17 protein-coding genes are annotated in these 17,389 nt (G+C 70.7%); 2 read left to right on the top strand and 15 right to left on the bottom strand.

What is annotated here, in order from left to right; genetic code table 11:
• Window positions 1–87 precede the first annotated feature (87 nt).
• Window positions 88–783: a TerB family tellurite resistance protein gene (locus ACIP8W_RS03700; protein WP_401955757.1), complete on the bottom strand. Its 696-nt coding sequence runs from the start codon at window positions 781–783 to the stop codon at window positions 88–90.
• Between the two features lie 210 nt (window positions 784–993).
• Window positions 994–2,754 (bottom strand): 2-isopropylmalate synthase, encoded by a 1,761-nt coding sequence (leuA, locus tag ACIP8W_RS03695; RefSeq protein WP_401955756.1) that lies wholly within the window; start codon window positions 2,752–2,754, stop codon window positions 994–996.
• 315 nt (window positions 2,755–3,069) lie between these two features.
• Between leuA and ACIP8W_RS03690 the strand changes: the two genes are divergently transcribed.
• Window positions 3,070–4,140 (top strand): M4 family metallopeptidase, encoded by a 1,071-nt coding sequence (locus ACIP8W_RS03690; RefSeq protein WP_401955755.1) that lies wholly within the window; start codon window positions 3,070–3,072, stop codon window positions 4,138–4,140.
• Window positions 4,141–4,193: 53 nt separating this feature from the next.
• Window positions 4,194–4,460 (top strand): protealysin inhibitor emfourin, encoded by a 267-nt coding sequence (locus ACIP8W_RS03685; RefSeq protein ID WP_401955754.1) that lies wholly within the window; start codon window positions 4,194–4,196, stop codon window positions 4,458–4,460.
• A gap of 121 nt (window positions 4,461–4,581) precedes the next feature.
• Here the strand turns inward: ACIP8W_RS03685 and era are convergent, their stop codons facing one another.
• The 13 genes from era to hrcA all read right to left on the bottom strand — a co-directional run bounded on the left by era (window position 4,582) and on the right by hrcA (window position 17,389).
• Window positions 4,582–5,553, bottom strand: coding sequence for a GTPase Era (gene era / locus ACIP8W_RS03680; RefSeq protein WP_401955753.1), 972 nt, complete (start codon window positions 5,551–5,553; stop codon window positions 4,582–4,584).
• Window positions 5,554–5,617: 64 nt separating this feature from the next.
• The gene (locus tag ACIP8W_RS03675; protein ID WP_401955752.1) at window positions 5,618–5,983 is read right to left on the bottom strand and encodes a cytidine deaminase; all 366 of its coding nucleotides are present in this window, start codon (window positions 5,981–5,983) and stop codon (window positions 5,618–5,620) included.
• A 55-nt stretch (window positions 5,984–6,038) separates the two neighbouring features.
• Entirely contained in the window at window positions 6,039–6,398 is a 360-nt protein-coding gene (locus tag ACIP8W_RS03670; RefSeq protein WP_401955778.1) for an MmcQ/YjbR family DNA-binding protein, read from the bottom strand.
• A gap of 17 nt (window positions 6,399–6,415) precedes the next feature.
• Window positions 6,416–7,705, bottom strand: a complete 1,290-nt coding sequence (locus ACIP8W_RS03665; RefSeq protein ID WP_401955751.1) for a hemolysin family protein — start codon at window positions 7,703–7,705, stop codon at window positions 6,416–6,418.
• The gene (gene ybeY, locus ACIP8W_RS03660; protein WP_401955750.1) at window positions 7,702–8,199 is read right to left on the bottom strand and encodes an rRNA maturation RNase YbeY; all 498 of its coding nucleotides are present in this window, start codon (window positions 8,197–8,199) and stop codon (window positions 7,702–7,704) included. Before ybeY ends, ACIP8W_RS03665 begins: the two co-directional genes overlap by 4 nt.
• Window positions 8,200–8,238: 39 nt before the next feature.
• Window positions 8,239–10,257, bottom strand: coding sequence for a PhoH family protein (locus ACIP8W_RS03655; RefSeq protein ID WP_402153689.1), 2,019 nt, complete (start codon window positions 10,255–10,257; stop codon window positions 8,239–8,241).
• 280 nt (window positions 10,258–10,537) lie between these two features.
• Entirely contained in the window at window positions 10,538–11,650 is a 1,113-nt protein-coding gene (locus ACIP8W_RS03650) for a carbohydrate kinase family protein (RefSeq protein ID WP_401955749.1), read from the bottom strand.
• 99 nt (window positions 11,651–11,749) lie between these two features.
• Window positions 11,750–12,658 carry a ribonuclease Z gene (locus tag ACIP8W_RS03645; RefSeq protein WP_401955748.1) on the bottom strand — a complete coding sequence of 303 codons (909 nt, stop codon included), beginning with the start codon at window positions 12,656–12,658 and terminating at the stop codon, window positions 11,750–11,752.
• Between the two features lie 10 nt (window positions 12,659–12,668).
• Window positions 12,669–13,028: a histidine triad nucleotide-binding protein gene (locus ACIP8W_RS03640; protein WP_401955747.1), complete on the bottom strand. Its 360-nt coding sequence runs from the start codon at window positions 13,026–13,028 to the stop codon at window positions 12,669–12,671.
• A 176-nt stretch (window positions 13,029–13,204) separates the two neighbouring features.
• Entirely contained in the window at window positions 13,205–13,951 is a 747-nt protein-coding gene (locus tag ACIP8W_RS03635; RefSeq protein ID WP_401955746.1) for a 16S rRNA (uracil(1498)-N(3))-methyltransferase, read from the bottom strand.
• Window positions 13,948–15,027: a nitronate monooxygenase gene (locus tag ACIP8W_RS03630; protein ID WP_401955745.1), complete on the bottom strand. Its 1,080-nt coding sequence runs from the start codon at window positions 15,025–15,027 to the stop codon at window positions 13,948–13,950. Before ACIP8W_RS03630 ends, ACIP8W_RS03635 begins: the two co-directional genes overlap by 4 nt.
• 208 nt (window positions 15,028–15,235) lie before the next feature.
• Window positions 15,236–16,372: a molecular chaperone DnaJ gene (gene dnaJ, locus ACIP8W_RS03625; RefSeq protein WP_401955744.1), complete on the bottom strand. Its 1,137-nt coding sequence runs from the start codon at window positions 16,370–16,372 to the stop codon at window positions 15,236–15,238.
• The gene (hrcA, locus tag ACIP8W_RS03620; protein ID WP_401955743.1) at window positions 16,373–17,389 is read right to left on the bottom strand and encodes a heat-inducible transcriptional repressor HrcA; all 1,017 of its coding nucleotides are present in this window, start codon (window positions 17,387–17,389) and stop codon (window positions 16,373–16,375) included. It lies immediately after the preceding gene.

Here is a 17,389-nt window from a genome sequence, read left to right as displayed (position 1 = left end):
GGCCGAAAGGGCTGCCCGATCCCACTCCCGCCACGACTCCCCCTTCCGGTCGTCCACCGAGCCGCTCAGGCCATGGACGGCGCCGGGTCAGGACGGGGTGCCCGAGGCCGCCCGCAGCAGCCGTTCCGTGTCCCCCGCGCGCAGTTGGAGCGCTCCGCCCACCATGCCCAGCACCTCGCGTTCCGCCGGGGTGTAGGCGCCGTCCGCCAGGGCGATTCTGGCGCCCTGGAGCAGGATCGATTCCCGGCCCGCGAGGGCCAGGTGGGGGGACAGGGGCTCCAGTGACTCGTGGAGCTCGATGGCGAGGGCCGCGCCGTACGCGCCCGGCTCGATGACGATCCGTCCGGTGTCGGCCGCGAGCGCCTCGACCATGTCCGTCAGCCGGTCCTCCGTACAGTCCGCGAAGCCGGCCGCCCTGACCGCGAGGACGGCGGCCTCCCTGACCTCCCGGGAGGAGGTGCCGCCCGCCGCGAGGACGGCGAGCGTGACCGTGTGGACGGCGTCGCGCAGCATCGCGGAGAAGCGGAGCGTGGTGGGGTGGTCGAGGATGTCCGTGCCGAAGCGGGCGCGGCAGGCCGCGCATTCGACGATCGGTCCGGCCGGGCCACGCGAGAGCAGCGGGACGCCGAGGAGCATGAACCGGCGACGGCCGGTACGGCGGCGGTAGTTGCGGTCGCCCCCGCAGTCGGGGCAGAAGAACTCCCCGTCCCCGACGGTGCTCCACGACGTGCGAACGCCACAGATCCGCAGTTTTCGGCCGCTCGATCCTTGAGTTGGCAGCACGCCGCGCACCTCCGTAACGCTCCGGCAACATTGCCGCGGTGACGTGATGTTAGCCACATCCGGGAGGTGCCGTCAGCATCACGGCGTGAGATCGCCACGACATGGCCGAACCCCGCCACCCTGTCGGTGTGCGGGGTCCGGTCCGTTTCCGCCGAAAACCACGCCGGGACCGCGCGGGATCCCGTGCGCGCTCGCGTGGGGTCCCTGGGGTCAGCGAGCCGCGCGGTTCACCGCCGAGATGACCGCCTTGAGCGAGGCACGGGTGGTGTTCGCGTCGATCCCGATGCCCCACATCACCTTGCCGTCGATCGCGCACTCGATGTACGAGGCGGCCTGCGCGCTCGCGCCCTCGCTCATGGTGTGCTCCTGGTAGTCCAGCAGCCTGGCGTCCACGCCGACCACCGCCAGAGCCTCGAAGAAGGCCGAAATCGGACCGTTGCCGGTGCCGGTCAGCGTGGTCTCCGTACCGTCCACGACGGCCTGTACGGTCAGCGTGTCCTGGCCGTCGGTGTCGGTCGTGGTCTGGCCGGAACGCAGCTGGAGGCGGCCCCAGGCGTTGTCCGGGTTGGGCAGGTACTCGTCCTGGAAGACCGACCAGATCTGGCCCGGCGTGACCTCGCCGCCCTCGGCGTCGGTCTTGGCCTGGATGATCCGGGAGAACTCGATCTGCATCCGGCGCGGCAGGTCCAGCTTGTGGTCGTTCTTCAGGACGTACGCGATACCGCCCTTGCCGGACTGCGAGTTGACGCGGATGACCGCCTCGTACGACCGGCCGACGTCCTTCGGGTCGATCGGCAGGTACGGCACGGCCCACTCGGTCTCGTCCACCGTCTTGCCCTGCGCGGCGGCGTCGGCCTCACGCGCGTCGAAGCCCTTCTTGATGGCGTCCTGGTGGGAGCCGGAGAAGGACGTGTAGACCAGATCGCCCGCGTAGGGGTGGCGCGGGTGGATCTCCATCTGATTGCAGTACTCGCTGGTACGACGGATCTCGTCGATCTGCGAGAAGTCGATCTGCGGGTCGACGCCCTGCGAGAAGAGGTTCATGCCCAGCGTCACCAGGTCGACGTTGCCGGTGCGCTCGCCCTGCCCGAACAGACAGCCCTCGATACGGTCCGCGCCGGCCATCAGGGCCAGCTCGGCGGCGGCGACGGCCGTACCGCGGTCGTTGTGCGGGTGGACGGAGAGGCAGACGTGCTCACGGCGGGAGAGGTTGCGCGACATCCACTCGAAGCGGTCCGCGTGCGTGGACGGCGTAGAGCGCTCCACGGTGGCGGGCAGATTGAGGATGATCTCGCGGCCCGCCTCGGGCTGCCAGACGTCCATGACGGCCTCGCAGACCTCCAGGGCGAAGTCCAGCTCGGTGTCGGTGAAGATCTCCGGGCTGTACTGGTAGCCGAAGGTGGTCTCGGGGCCGAGCAGCTTCTCCGCGTACTCCATCACCAGCCGGGTGCCGTCCACGGCGATCTGCTTGACCTGCTCCTTCGTCCCCCGGAAGACGACCCGGCGGAAGGTGGGCGCGGTGGCGTTGTAGAGGTGGACGGTGGCGCGGCGGGCGCCGCGCAGCGACTCGACGGTGCGCTCGATCAGCTCTTCGCGCGACTGCGTCAGGACGGAGATCGTCACGTCGTCGGGGATCGCGCCCTCTTCGATGATCGACCGTACGAAGGCGAAGTCGGTCTCGCCGGAGGCGGGGAAGCCGACCTCGATCTCCTTGTAGCCCATACGGACCAGCAGGTCGAACATCTCGCGCTTGCGGGCCGGGGACATCGGGTCGATCAGCGCCTGGTTGCCGTCGCGCAGGTCGGTGGAGAGCCAGCGGGGAGCGGCGGTGACCCGGTTGTCCGGCCAGGTGCGGTCGGGGATCTCGACGGCCTCGTACGGGCCGTACTTGTGGATCGGCATCCCGGAGGGGCGCTGGGTGTGGGTCGCGTTGGTGATGGGCGTGGGGCGACCGACAGAAGGTACGGACATTGCGTGGGGCTCCTCGTGTGTCCTCTGGGACGGACGGCCGACGGGGCGTGATCACCGCAACGCCAGACACCGCGGGGAGGGAGTCGGCCTACGACTACAGGCCCTCGCCGCGGCAGCTAAGGAGAAGCAGCCCGAAACGCATGATGTCCGGCAGCCTAGCCGAGACGGACCGCCCCCGCAGGGCCGTATCAGCATGCGGGACCGCCTCAGCACACAGCGTGGGTGGGCAGTGGCCGAACGGTGACGGATCACTCCATTTCGTCAATCACGGTCGCAATGGGTGACAGGGCCGGGGCGGAGTGCCACATTGCTGTCATGGACGCCATCGCTCCCGTTTTCTGCACCATCGTGCCTCCCCATGTCCTCGACAAGCTCGCACAGGCCGAGGACCCCGCGGTCTCCGAACGCGCCCGCCACACCCTGGAGGCGGACGCCGCCCAGCGCATCCGCCGACTGAACACCCTGGCGGGCATCCCGGCCCCGGCCCCGGTCGACGTCGGCAGCGCCGCGACGGGCACCGGACAGCCGAACCGCACCATCCACGACTGCCAGCACCGTACGAGGCTCCCCGGCCGGAAGGTCCGCGGCGAGGGCGACGCTCCCGGTCAGGACGCCACGGTCAACCGCGCGTACAGCGGGCTCGGCGCCACGTTCCAGCTGCTGCTCGACGCGTACGGCCGCGATTCGCTGGACGGCGCCGGGCTGCCGCTGATCGCCAGCGTGCACTACGACCGGGAGTACGGGAACGCCTTCTGGGACGGCGAGCAGATGGTCTTCGGGGACGGCGACGGCGAGGTCTTCCTCGACTTCACGATCCCGGTCGACGTGATCGGCCACGAGCTGGCCCACGGGCTCACCCAGTACACCGCCAACCTCGCCTACTACGGCCAGCCCGGCGCCCTGAACGAATCCGTGTCGGACGTCTTCGGCACCCTCGTCAAGCAGCACACCCTCGACCAGACCGCCGAGCAGGCCGACTGGCTGATCGGCGAGGGCCTGCTCGCCCCGGGCGTCACCGGCGTCGCCCTGCGCTCCATGAAGGCCCCGGGGACGGCGTACGACGACGACGTCCTCGGCCGGGACCCGCAGCCCGCCGTCATGGCGGACTACGTACGGACGAACAGCGACAACGGCGGGGTCCACATCAACTCCGGCATCCCCAACCACGCGTTCTACCTGCTCGCCACCCAGCTGGGCGGAAAGTCCTGGGAGCGGGCGGGCCAGATCTGGTTCGACGTGCTGACCGGCGGCGAGCTGCGGCTCGACGCGGACTTCGCCGGCTTCGCCCGGCTGACGGTCGCGGCGGCGCGGGCCCGCTACGGCGACGCGGCGGAGCTGGAGGCCGTGACCAAGGCGTGGTCCCAGGTCGGGGTCGCCACGTCCTAGCCGGACGGGGGCGGCGGCTACCGTCGCCGCCCTTCACGTACTAGAACAGGACCATGCGTATCCAAGTACGACGCACGGGCGGTTTCGCCGGCATCGAGCGCAGGTCCGAGGTGGACACCACGGGCCTGCCCGACGCCGAGGCATGGCGGGAGCTGGCCGAGCGCGCGACGCCCGGCGCCCGGGACAACCCGCCCCCGGGTGTGCCGGACGGTTTCAGCTACCGGATCACGATCGACGACCGTACGTTCTACTGCGCGGACCCCTCCCTGACGGACGCGCAGCGCGCGCTGATCTCCCGGGTCCTCAAGGAGGGGGCGTAATACCGACAACCTCGCGGGGTACGTGGCGGCACCTCGCCCGTACGGGCCCGGCTCACCGGGCCCGTACCACCGCCGTCGCCACCGCCGCCGCGTCGGAAGACCGGCGGCCGGCACCCTGCGCTCAGAACCCCAGCTTGCGCAGCTGCTTCGGGTCGCGCTGCCAGTCCTTCGCCACCTTGACGTGCAGGTCCAGGAAGACCGGCGTGCCCAGGAGCGCCTCGATGTGCTTGCGGGACTTCGTCCCGACCTCCTTGAGCCGCTTGCCCTTGGGGCCGATGATGATGCCCTTCTGGCTGGGGCGCTCGATGTAGACGTTCGCGTGGATGTCCAGCAGCGGCCGGTCCGCCGGGCGGTCCTCGCGCGGGATCATCTCCTCGACCACGACCGCGATCGAGTGGGGCAGCTCGTCGCGTACGCCTTCGAGCGCGGCCTCGCGGATCAGCTCGGCCACCATGATCTGCTCGGGCTCGTCCGTGAGGTCGCCCTCCGGGTAGAGCGGCGGGCTCTCCGGGAGCATCGGGATCAGCAGGTCCGCCAGCAGTCCGACCTGCTGATCGCCGACGGCCGAGACCGGGACGATCTGCGCCCACTCCATGCCGATTTCCTTGCCGAGCTGATCGATCGCGATCAGCTGCTCGGCGAGCGTCTTGGAGTCGACGAGGTCCGTCTTGGTGATGACGGCGACCTTCGGGGTCTTCCTGATACCGGCCAGTTCCTTGATGATGAACCGGTCCCCGGGGCCCAGCTTCTCGTTGGCGGGCAGACAGAAACCGATCACGTCGACCTCGGCCCAGGTGGTCCGTACGACATCGTTCAGCCGCTCGCCGAGCAGCGTGCGCGGCTTGTGGAGCCCCGGGGTGTCGACCAGGATCAGCTGCGCCTCGGGGCGGTGCACGATGCCCCGGACGGTGTGCCGCGTGGTCTGCGGCCGGTTCGAGGTGATGGCCACCTTCTGACCGACCAGAGCGTTCGTGAGGGTGGACTTGCCCGCGTTGGGGCGGCCGACGAAACAGGCGAAGCCGGCCCGGTGGGGGGCTCCGGCCGTCTCGGGTGAAGTCTCGGAGGACGAGGTACGAGCGCTCATGGCGCCCATTCTCCCCGATCGTTCACCCACCGCCTACCAGCGCGTCCTGCCCGGCCCCCCACGGCCCGCCCCGTCAGCCCGCCGTGACCGTCGCGCGCAACGTCCCGTCGGGGCCCGCCACCAGGACCGGGGTCGTCGGGCCGCCCAGATCGCGTACCGCGGCGAGGTCCTCGTCCGACGCCCTGTCCGCGGCCGTGACCACGGCCGCCGCCTCCAGCGAGGTGGCGCCGCTGGCCACGGCCATGGCGACCGCGGTGCGCAGCGCGCTGAGCTGGAGGGAGGCCAGCTCCACCGTGCCCGCGACATAGGTACGCCCGGTCTCGTCGCGTACGGCCGCGCCCTCCGGTACGCCGTTACGGGCGCGGGCGCTGCGGGCGAGAGTGATGATCTTGCGATCCTCGGGGTCGAGGTCGATGCCGGGATCGGTGCTCTGAGTCATGTGCCGAGCATAGGGAGCACGGCCGGGGCCCGGCGGAGCAGCCCCGGCCGCCGGGCTACGGCCGGTCCAGCCTGAGGCGCTCCGCCTTGGGCAGACCCGCCACCACCAGGTCGTACGAGTCCTCGATCAGCTCCCGCACCATCCGCGCGGGCAGCTCCCCGACCGTCACCGTGTTCCAGTGGCGCTTGTTGAGGTGCCGGCCGGGGGCGATCGCCGGATGGGCCTCCCGGAGCCGGACGGCCTCCTCGGGGTCGCACTTGAGGGAGACCTTCAGCGGCTCCTCGTCCGGCGCGCAGAACGCGAAGATCTTCCCGGCGACCTTGAAGACCGTCAGCCCGGGGCTGCGGGGGAACGGGACGTCCTCGGACGTCCCGTTCTGCCCGAGGCAGCACGCCTTCAGCTCCCGTACGGTCATCGGCGCGCCGCCCGCTGTCACGGGGCCGTCGCCTCTTCCCGTACCGGCTCGGCCAGGACCGTCACGATCTTGTTGCGGCGGCCCGCCGGGGACTCCGCCGTCAGCCGCAGGCGCCGGCCGTCCGGCAGCTCGACCTCCGCGCTGGCGCCGGCGATCGGGACCCGGCCCAGCGCCTTCGCGAGCAGGCCGCCGACCGTCTCCACGTCCTCGTCGTCGTACTCGTCGAGGCCGAACAGCTCTCCGAGGTCGCCGATGTCCAGCCGGGCCGTGACCCGGTAGGAGCCGTCGCCCAGCTCCTCGACGGGCGGCAGCTCGCGGTCGTACTCGTCGGTGATCTCGCCGACGATCTCCTCAAGGATGTCCTCGATGGTGACGATGCCCGCCGTGCCGCCGTACTCGTCGATGACGACCGCGACATGGCTGCGGTCCTGCTGCATCTCGCGCAGCAGATCGCCCGCGTTCTTCGTGTCGGGGACGAAGGCGGCGGGGCGCATCGCCGTGGAGACGAGGTCGGTCTCGGAGTCCCGGTTGACATGGGTCTTCCTGGCGAGGTCCTTGAGATAGACCATGCCGACGATGTCGTCCTCGTTCTCCCCGGTCACCGGGATACGGGAGAACCCGGAGCGCAGCGCCAGGGTCAGCGCCTGCCGGACGGTCTTGGAGCGCTCGATGGAGACCAGGTCCGTACGCGGCACCATGACCTCGCGGACGAGCGTGTCGCCCAGCTCGAAGACGGAGTGCACCATGCGGCGCTCCTCGTCCTCGATGAGGGACTCCGACTCGGCGAGGTCGACCATCGCCCGCAGCTCGGCCTCGCTGGCGAACGGCCCCTTGCGGAAACCCTTGCCGGGGGTGAGCGCGTTGCCGAGGAGGATCAGCAGCTGCGGGATCGGGCCCATGATCCTGGCCAGCGGCAGCAGGACGTACGCCGAGGCCGTCGCCGTGTTCAGCGGGTGCTGGCGGCCGATGGTGCGGGGCGAGACGCCGACCGCGACATAGGAGACCAGCACCATCACGGCGATGGCGACGAGCAGCGCCGCCCAGGTCTGCCGGAACTCCTCCAGACAGACGTAGGTGACCAGCACCCCGGCCGCCATCTCGCAGGCGACGCGGACCAGCAGGGCCACGTTCAGATAGCGCGTCGGGTCGGCGGCGACCTGTTCGAGCTTCTGCGCGCCCCGCCGTCCCGAGCGCACCGCCTCGGCCGCCCGGAAGCTGGAGATCCGGGCGAGCCCCGCCTCGGCCGACGCCGCCAGCCAGGCGACGACGACCAGGGCGACCGCTCCGACGATCAGTTGCGCGGTCACGAGACGGTCGGCGCGGGAGACGGGCCGGTCAGACCGTGTTCGGCACGCCAGCCGTCCACGATCGCCGCCTGGAGCCCGAACATCTCGGCCTTCTCCTCGGGCACCTCGTGGTCGTACCCCAGCAGGTGCAGCACGCCGTGGACGGTGAGGAGTTGCAGCTCCTCGTCCATGGTGTGCCCCGTCGGGGCCTCCTCGCCCTGCTTCTTCGCCACCTCCGGGCAGAGCACGATGTCACCGAGGAGTCCCTGCGGGGGCTCCTCGTCGTCCTTGGCCGGCGGACGCAGCTCGTCCATCGGGAAGGACATGACATCGGTCGGACCCGGCAGGTCCATCCACTGGATGTGCAGCTGCTCCATGGCGGCCTCGTCCACGACGATCACCGACAGTTCGGAGAGCGGGTGGATACGCATCCGGGTGAGCGCGTAGCGGGCGACGTCGAGGATCGCCTGCTCGTCGACCTCGGTGCCTGACTCGTTGTTGACGTCGATCGACATGATGCGCTGTTGCTCTCCTGCTCAGGTGGTGCGGCCGGCTCAGCTGCCGCCGCTGTCGTACTGCTCGTACGCGTCGACGATACGGCCGACGAGCTTGTGCCGTACGACGTCCTGGGACGTCAGCCGGGAGAAATGGATGTCGTCGAGGCCCTCCAGGATGTGCTGGACCTCGCGCAGCCCGCTCTTGGTGCCGCCCGGCAGGTCGACCTGGGTGACGTCACCGGTGATGACGATCTTCGAGTCGAAGCCGAGCCGCGTCAGGAACATCTTCATCTGCTCGGCACTGGTGTTCTGCGCCTCGTCGAGGATGATGAACGCGTCATTGAGCGTGTTGTGCGTCAGCAGATAATCCTCGGTGACATAGAGCGAGTCGGTCGCGGCGACCTGGATGCACAGCGCTTCCTCACGGCCTGCCGGTTCGATGCTGTCGATGTGACGCATGGGCCGCCCGCCGCCTCCGGCCGCCACATAGATGTCTCTCTTGCGCGCCAGGCGGAAGGGCTCGATGTCCTCAGGCAGCCGGATGTCGATGATGTGCGCGTCGTAACGGTGGATGGCATCCCGGCCTCCTGCTCTGCCTGGTGCACGGCCTTCGGCCGCGCGGCGACGGCTGTAGGCGACACCACCCAGCGACTGGACCAGGGCGACGACATCGTCGCGAAGCAGAATCGATGTCGTCGTGTACTGAATGCGGCACGTCCGGCCGGACCGAGGTACGGGGCCGCCGTCCGCGTCCAGCAGCCCTTGGAGCAGCGCGACGCGGACCTCGGCGCAGTTGTACAAATAGTCGTCCGGCACGAACTTGGAGTGCGACCCGGTGCCGACCAGGTCAAGAGCACGGAGACTCCTCGTCACAGGGTTTTCCAGGGTGACAACATCACCCGGCGCCTTCACTCGGTTCGGGACGTAGTTCACCCCGCCCATCCATCGTGCGCCGACACCCGGAAGCACGTTCTCCACAGCGGAGGCACGTTCCGGATCGTTCGTGGCGAAGGAAGGTGTGGTACTGCCGGTAGGGCAGCCATCGCCGAGGAGCAGGCCCAGCGCGTAGGGGTCTATGGGAACCGCCCGCTCCGGGAGGCATACCGGCGCGGTCAGCATCGGCAATTCGTACCGGCGGGCATGCCCCGCTCGCAGTCTGCCGATCATTTCCTTGGTCTCAAGGACTCGCCACGGCTTGTCACGACGCCGATCGGACGCCGTCCGGACCGTCCACAGGTGCTCGTCACAGCACAGCGTCGAGGAACCGTCCTGGGCAGTGACCCGGTAGATGTCCTTCTCGCCCTGTGGATACACACCGAGAACCGGAGTCGGTTCGCCGTTCGACCCGATGACCAGATCCCCCACCCGGAGATCTCCCATGGGTCGCCAGCCGTCCGGGGTCAGCACCTTGGTGAAGACCGGCTGCGCTCTGCCCCGCATATACGCCAGCGGCGCGACCTCGATCGTGCCCGCCGCCATCAGCCGGGGGATCGAGTCGGGGTCGAGCATGTCGTGCAGCGCGTCGTAGAGCGGGCGCAGATACGGGTCGATCTTCTCGTAGAGCGTGCCCGGCAGGAAGCCGAGCCGCTCGCCCGCCTCGACGGCCGGCCTGGTCAGGATGATGCGGCTGACCTGCTTGGCCTGGAGCGCCTGGACCGCCTTGGCCATGGCGAGATAGGTCTTGCCCGTACCGGCGGGGCCGATGCCGAAGACGATGGTGTGCTTGTCGATCGCGTCGACGTACCGCTTCTGGTTGAGCGTCTTGGGGCGGATCGTGCGGCCACGGCTGGACAGGATGTTCTGGGTGAGCACATCGGCGGGTGTCTCGGGACCGTCCGCGCCACCGCTCTCGCTCGCCCTGAGCATGGCGATCGAACGTTCCACTGCGTCCTCCGTCATCGGCTGACCGGTGCGGAGCACCAGCATCATCTGGTCGAACAGGCTCTGGACCATCGCGACGTCCGCCGCGCTGCCGCTCGCGCTGATCTCGTTTCCCCGGACATGGATATCGGTGCCGGGGAACGCCTTCTCGATCACTCGGAGCAGGGAGTCCCCCGAGCCCAGGACCGTCACCATGGGGTGCTTGGCCGGAACGGTCCACCGGGCGCGTGCCTGCCCCGGTGCGGGGATCTGCCCCGACGCGGGCGTCTGCGCTGTCACGGGCGTCTGCGCTGTCACAGGAGTCCGGGCTGTAGGTGTCTGAGTCATGGGCCGGCGCTGTGGCCTGCGCATACCTCCCGTTGCAGGGTTCTCGCTGCTCGACAACCTCTGGATTACCAGCCTACGACCCCGCACTGACAAGACCCTAGGGCTTTTCCCATCCGGTCCGGGGACATCCGGCCCGGCGGCCTTCGCCTCAGGCCGAGCGGCCGAATCCGATCGTCGGTACGGCCCGGCGCAGCGGCCACGGCCGTGTCGGCGCGGGCAGCAGCTCCCCCAGGAAGGCGTAGCGCCGCAGCGCCGCCGGGTCCTGGTCCGCGCACCGGTGCACATGGCTCCACCAGGCCGCCACCTCGGCCCAGCCGGGCGCGGAGAGCGAGCCGCCGAACTCCTGGACGGAGAGCGCGGCGGTCAGCCCGGCGAACGCCAGCCGGTCGGCGAGCGGCCAGCCCGCGAGCGTACCGGTGACGAAGCCCGCCACGAAGACGTCGCCCGCGCCCGTCGGGTCGAGCGCCTCCACCGCGATGGCCGGGACCTCGGCGGTCTCGCCCGTCGAGCCGTCCACCGCGTACGCGCCCTCGGCACCCAGGGTGACGACGGCGACCGGCACCCGCTCGGCGAGCAGCCGCGCGGCGGCCCTGGGGCATTCCGTACGGGTGTAGCGCATCGCCTCCGCCGCGTTGGGCAGGAACGCCTCGCAGTGCTCCAGGTCGGGCAGTCCTGCCAGGTCCCAGCGGCCGGTGTCGTCCCAGCCGACGTCGGCGAAGATCCGGGTGCCCCGGCGCGCGGAGTCGGCGATCCAGTCGTCCTTGCGGCCCGGCGCGAGCGCGGCGACGGCGGCACGCGCGCGTGGCGGGCACTCCGGCAGGGCGCCCTCCGGCGGCGGCGCCTCGTGGCCGTGCGAGACCATCGTGCGCTCGCCCTCGTACGCCATGGACACGGTGACGGGCGAGTGCCAGTCGGGGACCGTGCGGGAGCGGGACAGGTCGATGCCCTCGCCCTGCTCCAGCGCGTCCCAGCAGTACTCGCCGTAGTGGTCGTCGCCGAAGGCCGCGGAGAGCGAGGTGTGCAGCCCGAGCCGGGCCAGGGCGGTGGCCATGTTGGCGATGCCGCCGGGGCTCGAACCCATCCCGCGCGCCCAGGACTCGGTCCCGCGCACGGGGGCGCTGTCCAGGCCGGTGAAGATGATGTCGAGGAAGACCGTGCCGGTCAGATAGACGTCGCACTCCGGGTCGTCCGGGGCGCGCAGGGCGCCCAGCGGATCGACCTGGGTGGTGGACTCCAGCGGGTCTCCGTTGGGTGTGGTCACGGCGGGCTCCCGGTCGCGTGCGGATGGGCCGACAGTCTGCCCGATGGCGCTGACGGCCGGGTACGCGCGCGGTCCCGCCCGGCCCGGCCACGCCGTGCCTCAGCGGGATCTCCGGGGCAGCGCCACCCGTACGAGATCGGACGCGACCGTCAGTTCGCCCTCGAAACCGGCCGCGCGCGCCTGCCGTTCGAACTCGCCCGGATCGGGATACCGCTGCGAGAAGTGCGTCAGCACCAGTTGACGTACGCCCGCGTCCCTGGCGACGCGGGCCGCCTGTCCCGCGGTGAGATGGCCGTGGTCGGACGCCAGCCGTTCGTCCTCGTCGAGAAAGGTCGACTCGATGACCAGCATGTCGCACCCCTCGGCCAGCGCGTGCACCCCGTCGCAGAGCCTGGTGTCCATGACGAACGCGAACCGCTGCCCCCGGCGTACCTCGCTGACCTCGTCCAGCGTCACACCGTTCAGCACGCCCTCGTGCTGGAGCCGGCCGATGTCCGGCCCCGCGATGCCGTGCGCCGCCAGCCGCCGGGGATCCATCCGCCGTCCGTCCGGCTCGGTGAGGCGGTAGCCGTACGACTCGACGGGGTGGGACAGCCGGTGGGCGTCCAGGGTGTACGCGGGCGTGCGGGCGAGGACGCCGTCGGCGCTCACCGGGGCCTCGGTCAGCTCGACGGACTCGCGGTAGGCCGTGGCGTACCGCAGCCGCTCGAAGAAGTGCTGTCCGCTCGCCGGGTAGTGCGCGGTGATCTCGTGCGGCACCCGGTCCAGGTTGATGCGCTGGATGACCCCGGCCAGGCCGAGGGAGTGGTCGCCGTGGAAGTGCGTGACGCAGATGCGGTGGAGGTCGTGCGCGGCGACCCCGGCGCGCAGCATCTGGCGCTGGGTGCCCTCGCCCGGGTCGAAGAGCAGGCCCTCGCCGTCCCAGCGCAGCAGATAGCCGTTGTGGTTGCGGTGGCGGGTGGGCACCTGGCTGGCGGTGCCCAGCACGACCAATTCGCGGACGGACAAGGCGACTCCCCTATCCGGGAGGCCATTCGAGCCCACGGCCGCCCAGCACATGGGCGTGCGCGTGGAACACGGTCTGGCCCGCGCCCGCACCGGTGTTGAACACGATCCGGTAGCCGCTGCCGTCGACATCGTCCCCGGCCGCGACCTCGGCGGCCTCGCGCAGCACATCGGCGGCGACGGACGGCTCGGCCGCCGCGAGGGCCGCCGCGTCCTGGTAGTGCGCCCTGGGGATGACCAGGACATGCGTGGGGGCCTGCGGGTTGATGTCCCGGAAGGCGACGGTGGTCTCGGTCTTCCGAACAATCGTGGCGGGCACCTCGCCCGTGACGATCTTGCAGAACAGGCAGTCGGCCTGTGCTTCTCCGGCCATGATCCGGGTCTCCTCACTCACCGTTGGTGATCGTTCCGTTGGTGATCTTCTGGATGCGGGCATGCTACCGCTCGGCGGGCGGGCGGTCCTGAAGATCAGCGGATCAGCGGATCAGCGGTCCGGTTCAGAGGACCGGAGGACGGGTTCCGAAGAGCGGGGTCCGGAGGTCCGGGCTCTCAGGACCAGCGGCCGGTGCGGCCGAGCAGCAGCGCCGTGGCAGCCGTGCCCGCCGTGGAGGTGCGCAGTACGCTGCGGCCCAGCCGGTACGGCTCCGCGCCCGCCTCGACGAAGACCGCCAACTCCTCGGGCGAGACGCCCCCTTCGGGCCCCACGACCAGCACGATGGACCCTTCGGACGGCAGTACGGCCGAGGCCAGCGCCCCGCTGTTCACATCCTGGTCCTCGTGGAGGACGGCCGCGAAGTCCGCCGTCGCGAGCAGCGCGGCCACCTGCTTCGTACTCAGGGCGTCCGAGATCTCCGGGAAGCGCGTCCGCCGCGACTGCTTGCCCGCCTCACGGGCCGTGGCCCGCCATTTGGCGAGCGCCTTGGCGCCCCGCTCGCCCCTCCACTGGGTGATGCAGCGCGCGGCGGCCCACGGGACGACGGCGTCGACGCCGGTCTCCGTCATGGTCTCGACGGCGAGTTCACCGCGGTCGCCCTTGGGCAGCGCCTGGACGACCGTGATCCGGGGCGTGGGCTCCGCCTCGGTGCGTACCTCGGTGACGGCGACCTCCAGCCGGTCCTTGCCCTCGACCGCGGCGACCGTCCCGTACGCGCCGTTGCCCGCGCCGTCCGTCAGCACGATCTCCTCGCCGACGCGCAGCCTCCGTACGGAGACGGCGTGCCGCCCCTCGGGGCCGTCGAGCGTGACCGTACCGGTCCTGAGCGCGCCGGGCCCGACGACGAAAACGGGAGCGGTCACGGGGCTTCCTCCGGGACCGGGACCAACGAGGCGCCCGCCTCGGCGAGTTCGGTCCGCAGGATCCCGATCAGCTCGGCGGCGGGCAGCTCGCGGGCCAGCCGGTGACCCTGTCCCGCCCAGAGCGCCATGCCCTGCGCGTCACCGGCCTTCGCGGCGGCCTTGCGCAGCCCGGAGGTGAGGTGGTGGACCTCCGGGTACGCGGCCGGGGCGTACGGGCCGTGCTCGCGCATGAAGCGGTTGACGAGCCCTCGCGCGGGCCGGCCGGAGAAGGCGCGGGTCAGCTCGGTCCGTACGAACAGCGGGTTGGTCATGGCCTGCTTGTGCAGCGCGTTCGCCCCGGACTCCGGGCACACCAGGAACGCCGTACCGAGCTGTGCCGCGTCGGCGCCCGCCGCGAGCACTCCGGCGATCTGGCCGCCGCGCATCAGCCCGCCCGCCGCGATCACCGGCACCTGCACGGTCTCCTTGACCTGGGCCACCAGCGAGAGCAGCCCTATCCCCGTGCCGTCGGTGGCCGGATCGTCGCGGTGCGTGCCCTGGTGGCCGCCCGCCTCGATCCCCTGCACACAGACGGCGTCGGCGCCCGACCACTGAGCGGCCTGGGCCTCCTCGGGGGTCGTCACGGTGACGACGGTGTACGTCCCGGCCTTCGCGAAGGCGTCCAGGGTCGTCCTGGTGGGGCATCCGAACGTGAACGAGACCACCGGCACCGGGTCGTCCAGCAGAATCGCCAGCTTGGCCTCGTAGGCGTCGTCCCGCCCCGAATCGGGGTCGCCGAGCGGGGTCTCGTACCAGGTCGACTCACCGGCGAGCTGGTTGCGGTAGACCTCGACGGCGGCGGGGTCGGCGTAGGGCGGCTGCGGCATGAAGAGGTTGACGCCGAACGGCCGGCCGGTGAGCCCGCGTACCTGCTTGACCTCTTCGTACATCCCGTCGACCGTCTTGTACCCGGCGGCGAGGAACCCGAGCCCACCCGCCTCGGACACGGCCGCGGCGAGCTGGGGGCGGGAGGCGCCGCCGGCCATCGGGGCCTGCACGATCGGATACCGGCAGAGATCGGTCAGTGCGGTGGACATGAACGCATCGTGCCATGTCCGGTGTGGCGGCTCCGCATCGGGACCGCCCTCCGCGGCCGGGCACGCGGCCCGACCACGGAGAACGTACGGCTACCGCCCGCCCGTCGAAGACGTACCTCGGGCAACCACCACCGCCCGTTGAACGCGTCCTTCAAGCAACCGCTACCGCCCGTTGAACGCGTCCTTCAAGCAACCACTACCGCCACCGCTACCGTCCGTTGAACGCGTCCTTCAGCCGCGAGAACAGCCCCTGCTGCCCCGGCTGGAACTGCCCCGTGGGCCGTTCCTCGCCGCGCAGCTTCGCCAGCTCGCGCAGCAGGCGCTCCTGCTCCGGGTCCAGCTTCGACGGGGTCATCACCTCGACGTGCACGATCAGGTCGCCCCGGCCGCCGCCGCGCAGATGCGTGATGCCGCGTCCGTGCAGCGGGATCGACTGGCCCGACTGGGTGCCCGGTCTGACGTCGATGTCCTCCATGCCGTCCAGCGTCTCCAGCGGGCACTTCGTGCCCAGCGCCGCCGCCGTCATGGGGACCGTGACCGTGCAGTGCAGATCGTCCCCGCGCCGCTGGAACATCGCGTGCGCCAGCTCGTGGATCTCGACGTAGAGGTCGCCGGCGGGGCCGCCGCCGGGGCCGACCTCGCCCTCGCCCGCGAGCTGGATCCGGGTGCCGTTGTCGACACCGGCCGGGATCTTGACCGTGAGCGTACGGCGCGACCGGACACGGCCGTCCCCGGCGCACTCGGGACACGGCGTCGGTACGACCGTACCGAAGCCCTGGCACTGCGGGCAGGGCCGCGAGGTCATGACCTGGCCGAGGAACGACCTGGTGACCTGCGAGACCTCGCCGCGACCGCGGCACATGTCACAGGTCTGGGCCGCGGTGCCGGGGGCGGCGCCCTCGCCCGAACAGGTCGTACAGACGATGGCCGTGTCGACCTGGATGTCCTTGGTCGTACCGAAGGCGGCCTCGTTGAGGTCGATCTCCAGCCGGATCATGGCGTCCTGGCCGCGGCGGGTGCGCGAGCGCGGGCCGCGCTGCGACGCCGTGCCGAAGAACGCGTCCATGATGTCGGAGAAGTTGCCGAAGCCACCGGCTCCGAATCCGCCCGCGCCACCTCCCCCGCTGGCCGAGAGGGGGTCGCCGCCGAGGTCGTAGACCTGCTTCTTCTGCGGGTCCGACAACACCTCGTACGCGGCGTTGATCTCCTTGAAGCGCTCCTGCGTCTTGGGATCGGGATTGACATCCGGGTGCAGCTCGCGGGCGAGCCGCCGGAATGCCTTCTTGATCTCGTCCTGAGACGCGTCGCGGCGCACGCCGAGTACGGCGTAGTAGTCCGTGGCCACTTACGACTCCGCCAGGATCTGTCCGACGTAACGTGCCACTGCGCGTACCGCTCCCATCGTTCCGGGGTAGTCCATGCGGGTCGGTCCGACCACGCCGAGTTTTGCGACTGCCTCGTCGCCCGAACCGTAGCCGACCGCGACGACGGACGTGGAGTTGAGGCCCTCATGGGCGTTCTCATGCCCGATACGTACGGTCATGCCCGGGTCCGCCGCCTCACCGAGCAGCTTGAGGAGCACCACGTGCTCCTCAAGTGCCTCCAGCACGGGGCGGATGGTCAGCGGGAAATCGTGTCCGAAGCGGGTGATGTTGGCGGTGCCGCCGATCATCAGCCGCTCCTCGGTCTCCTCGACCAGGGTTTCGAGCAGGACCGCGAGCACCGTGGATACGGTCCCCCGGTCCTCCTGCTCGAACGAGTCGGGCAGTTCCTGCACCAGCTGCGGGACGTCCGCGAAGCGGCGTCCGACGATCCGGCTGTTGAGCCGGGCCCTCAGATCCGCCAGCGAGGTCTCGCCGAAGGGCGCGGGGCAGTCGATCATGCGCTGCTCGACCCGTCCGGTGTCCGTGATCAGGACGAGCATCAGCCGGGCGGGCGCGAGCGCCAGCAGCTCCACATGCCGCACCGTGGAACGGGTCAGCGAGGGGTACTGGACGACGGCGACCTGCCGGGTGAGCTGGGCGAGCAGCCGTACCGTACGTCCCACGACATCGTCGAGGTCGACGGCTCCGTCCAGGAAGTTCTGGATGGCGCGGCGCTCCGGCAGCGACAGGGGCTTGACCCCCGCCAGCCGGTCGACGAAGAGCCGGTAGCCCTTGTCGGTCGGGATGCGCCCGGCACTGGTGTGCGGCTGGGCGATGAAGCCCTCGTCCTCCAGCACCGCCATGTCGTTGCGGACGGTGGCCGGGGAGACGCCGAGCTTGTGGCGCTCGGTGAGCGCCTTGGAGCCGACGGGTTCCTCCGTGCCGACATAGTCCTGGACGATCGCGCGCAGCACCTCAAGCCTGCGTTCGCTGAGCAT

It is taken from the genome of Streptomyces sp. NPDC088554 (assembly GCF_044752945.1).
In the GTDB taxonomy this organism is placed as follows: Bacteria; Actinomycetota; Actinomycetes; order Streptomycetales; family Streptomycetaceae; genus Streptomyces.
The sequence above is the reverse complement of the archived record's forward strand: the minus strand, read 5'-3'. Positions and strand labels throughout refer to the sequence as shown.

Excerpts from the sequence above, each read along its gene's own strand:
- leuA (WP_401955756.1), bottom strand. The coding sequence starts at position 2,754 with ATGTCCGTACCTTCTGTCGGTCGCCCCACGCCCATCACCAACGCGACC.
- ACIP8W_RS03690 (WP_401955755.1), top strand. The coding sequence starts at position 3,070 with ATGGACGCCATCGCTCCCGTTTTCTGCACCATCGTGCCTCCCCATGTC.
- ACIP8W_RS03685 (WP_401955754.1), top strand. The coding sequence starts at position 4,194 with ATGCGTATCCAAGTACGACGCACGGGCGGTTTCGCCGGCATCGAGCGC.
- era (WP_401955753.1), bottom strand. The coding sequence starts at position 5,553 with ATGGGCGCCATGAGCGCTCGTACCTCGTCCTCCGAGACTTCACCCGAG.
- ACIP8W_RS03675 (WP_401955752.1), bottom strand. The coding sequence starts at position 5,983 with ATGACTCAGAGCACCGATCCCGGCATCGACCTCGACCCCGAGGATCGC.
- ACIP8W_RS03670 (WP_401955778.1), bottom strand. The coding sequence starts at position 6,398 with ATGACCGTACGGGAGCTGAAGGCGTGCTGCCTCGGGCAGAACGGGACG.
- ybeY (WP_401955750.1), bottom strand. The coding sequence starts at position 8,199 with ATGTCGATCGACGTCAACAACGAGTCAGGCACCGAGGTCGACGAGCAG.
- ACIP8W_RS03655 (WP_402153689.1), bottom strand. The coding sequence starts at position 10,257 with ATGGTGACGGTCCTGGGCTCGGGGGACTCCCTGCTCCGAGTGATCGAG.
- ACIP8W_RS03640 (WP_401955747.1), bottom strand. The coding sequence starts at position 13,028 with ATGGCCGGAGAAGCACAGGCCGACTGCCTGTTCTGCAAGATCGTCACG.
- ACIP8W_RS03630 (WP_401955745.1), bottom strand. The coding sequence starts at position 15,027 with ATGTCCACCGCACTGACCGATCTCTGCCGGTATCCGATCGTGCAGGCC.
- hrcA (WP_401955743.1), bottom strand. The coding sequence starts at position 17,389 with ATGCTCAGCGAACGCAGGCTTGAGGTGCTGCGCGCGATCGTCCAGGAC.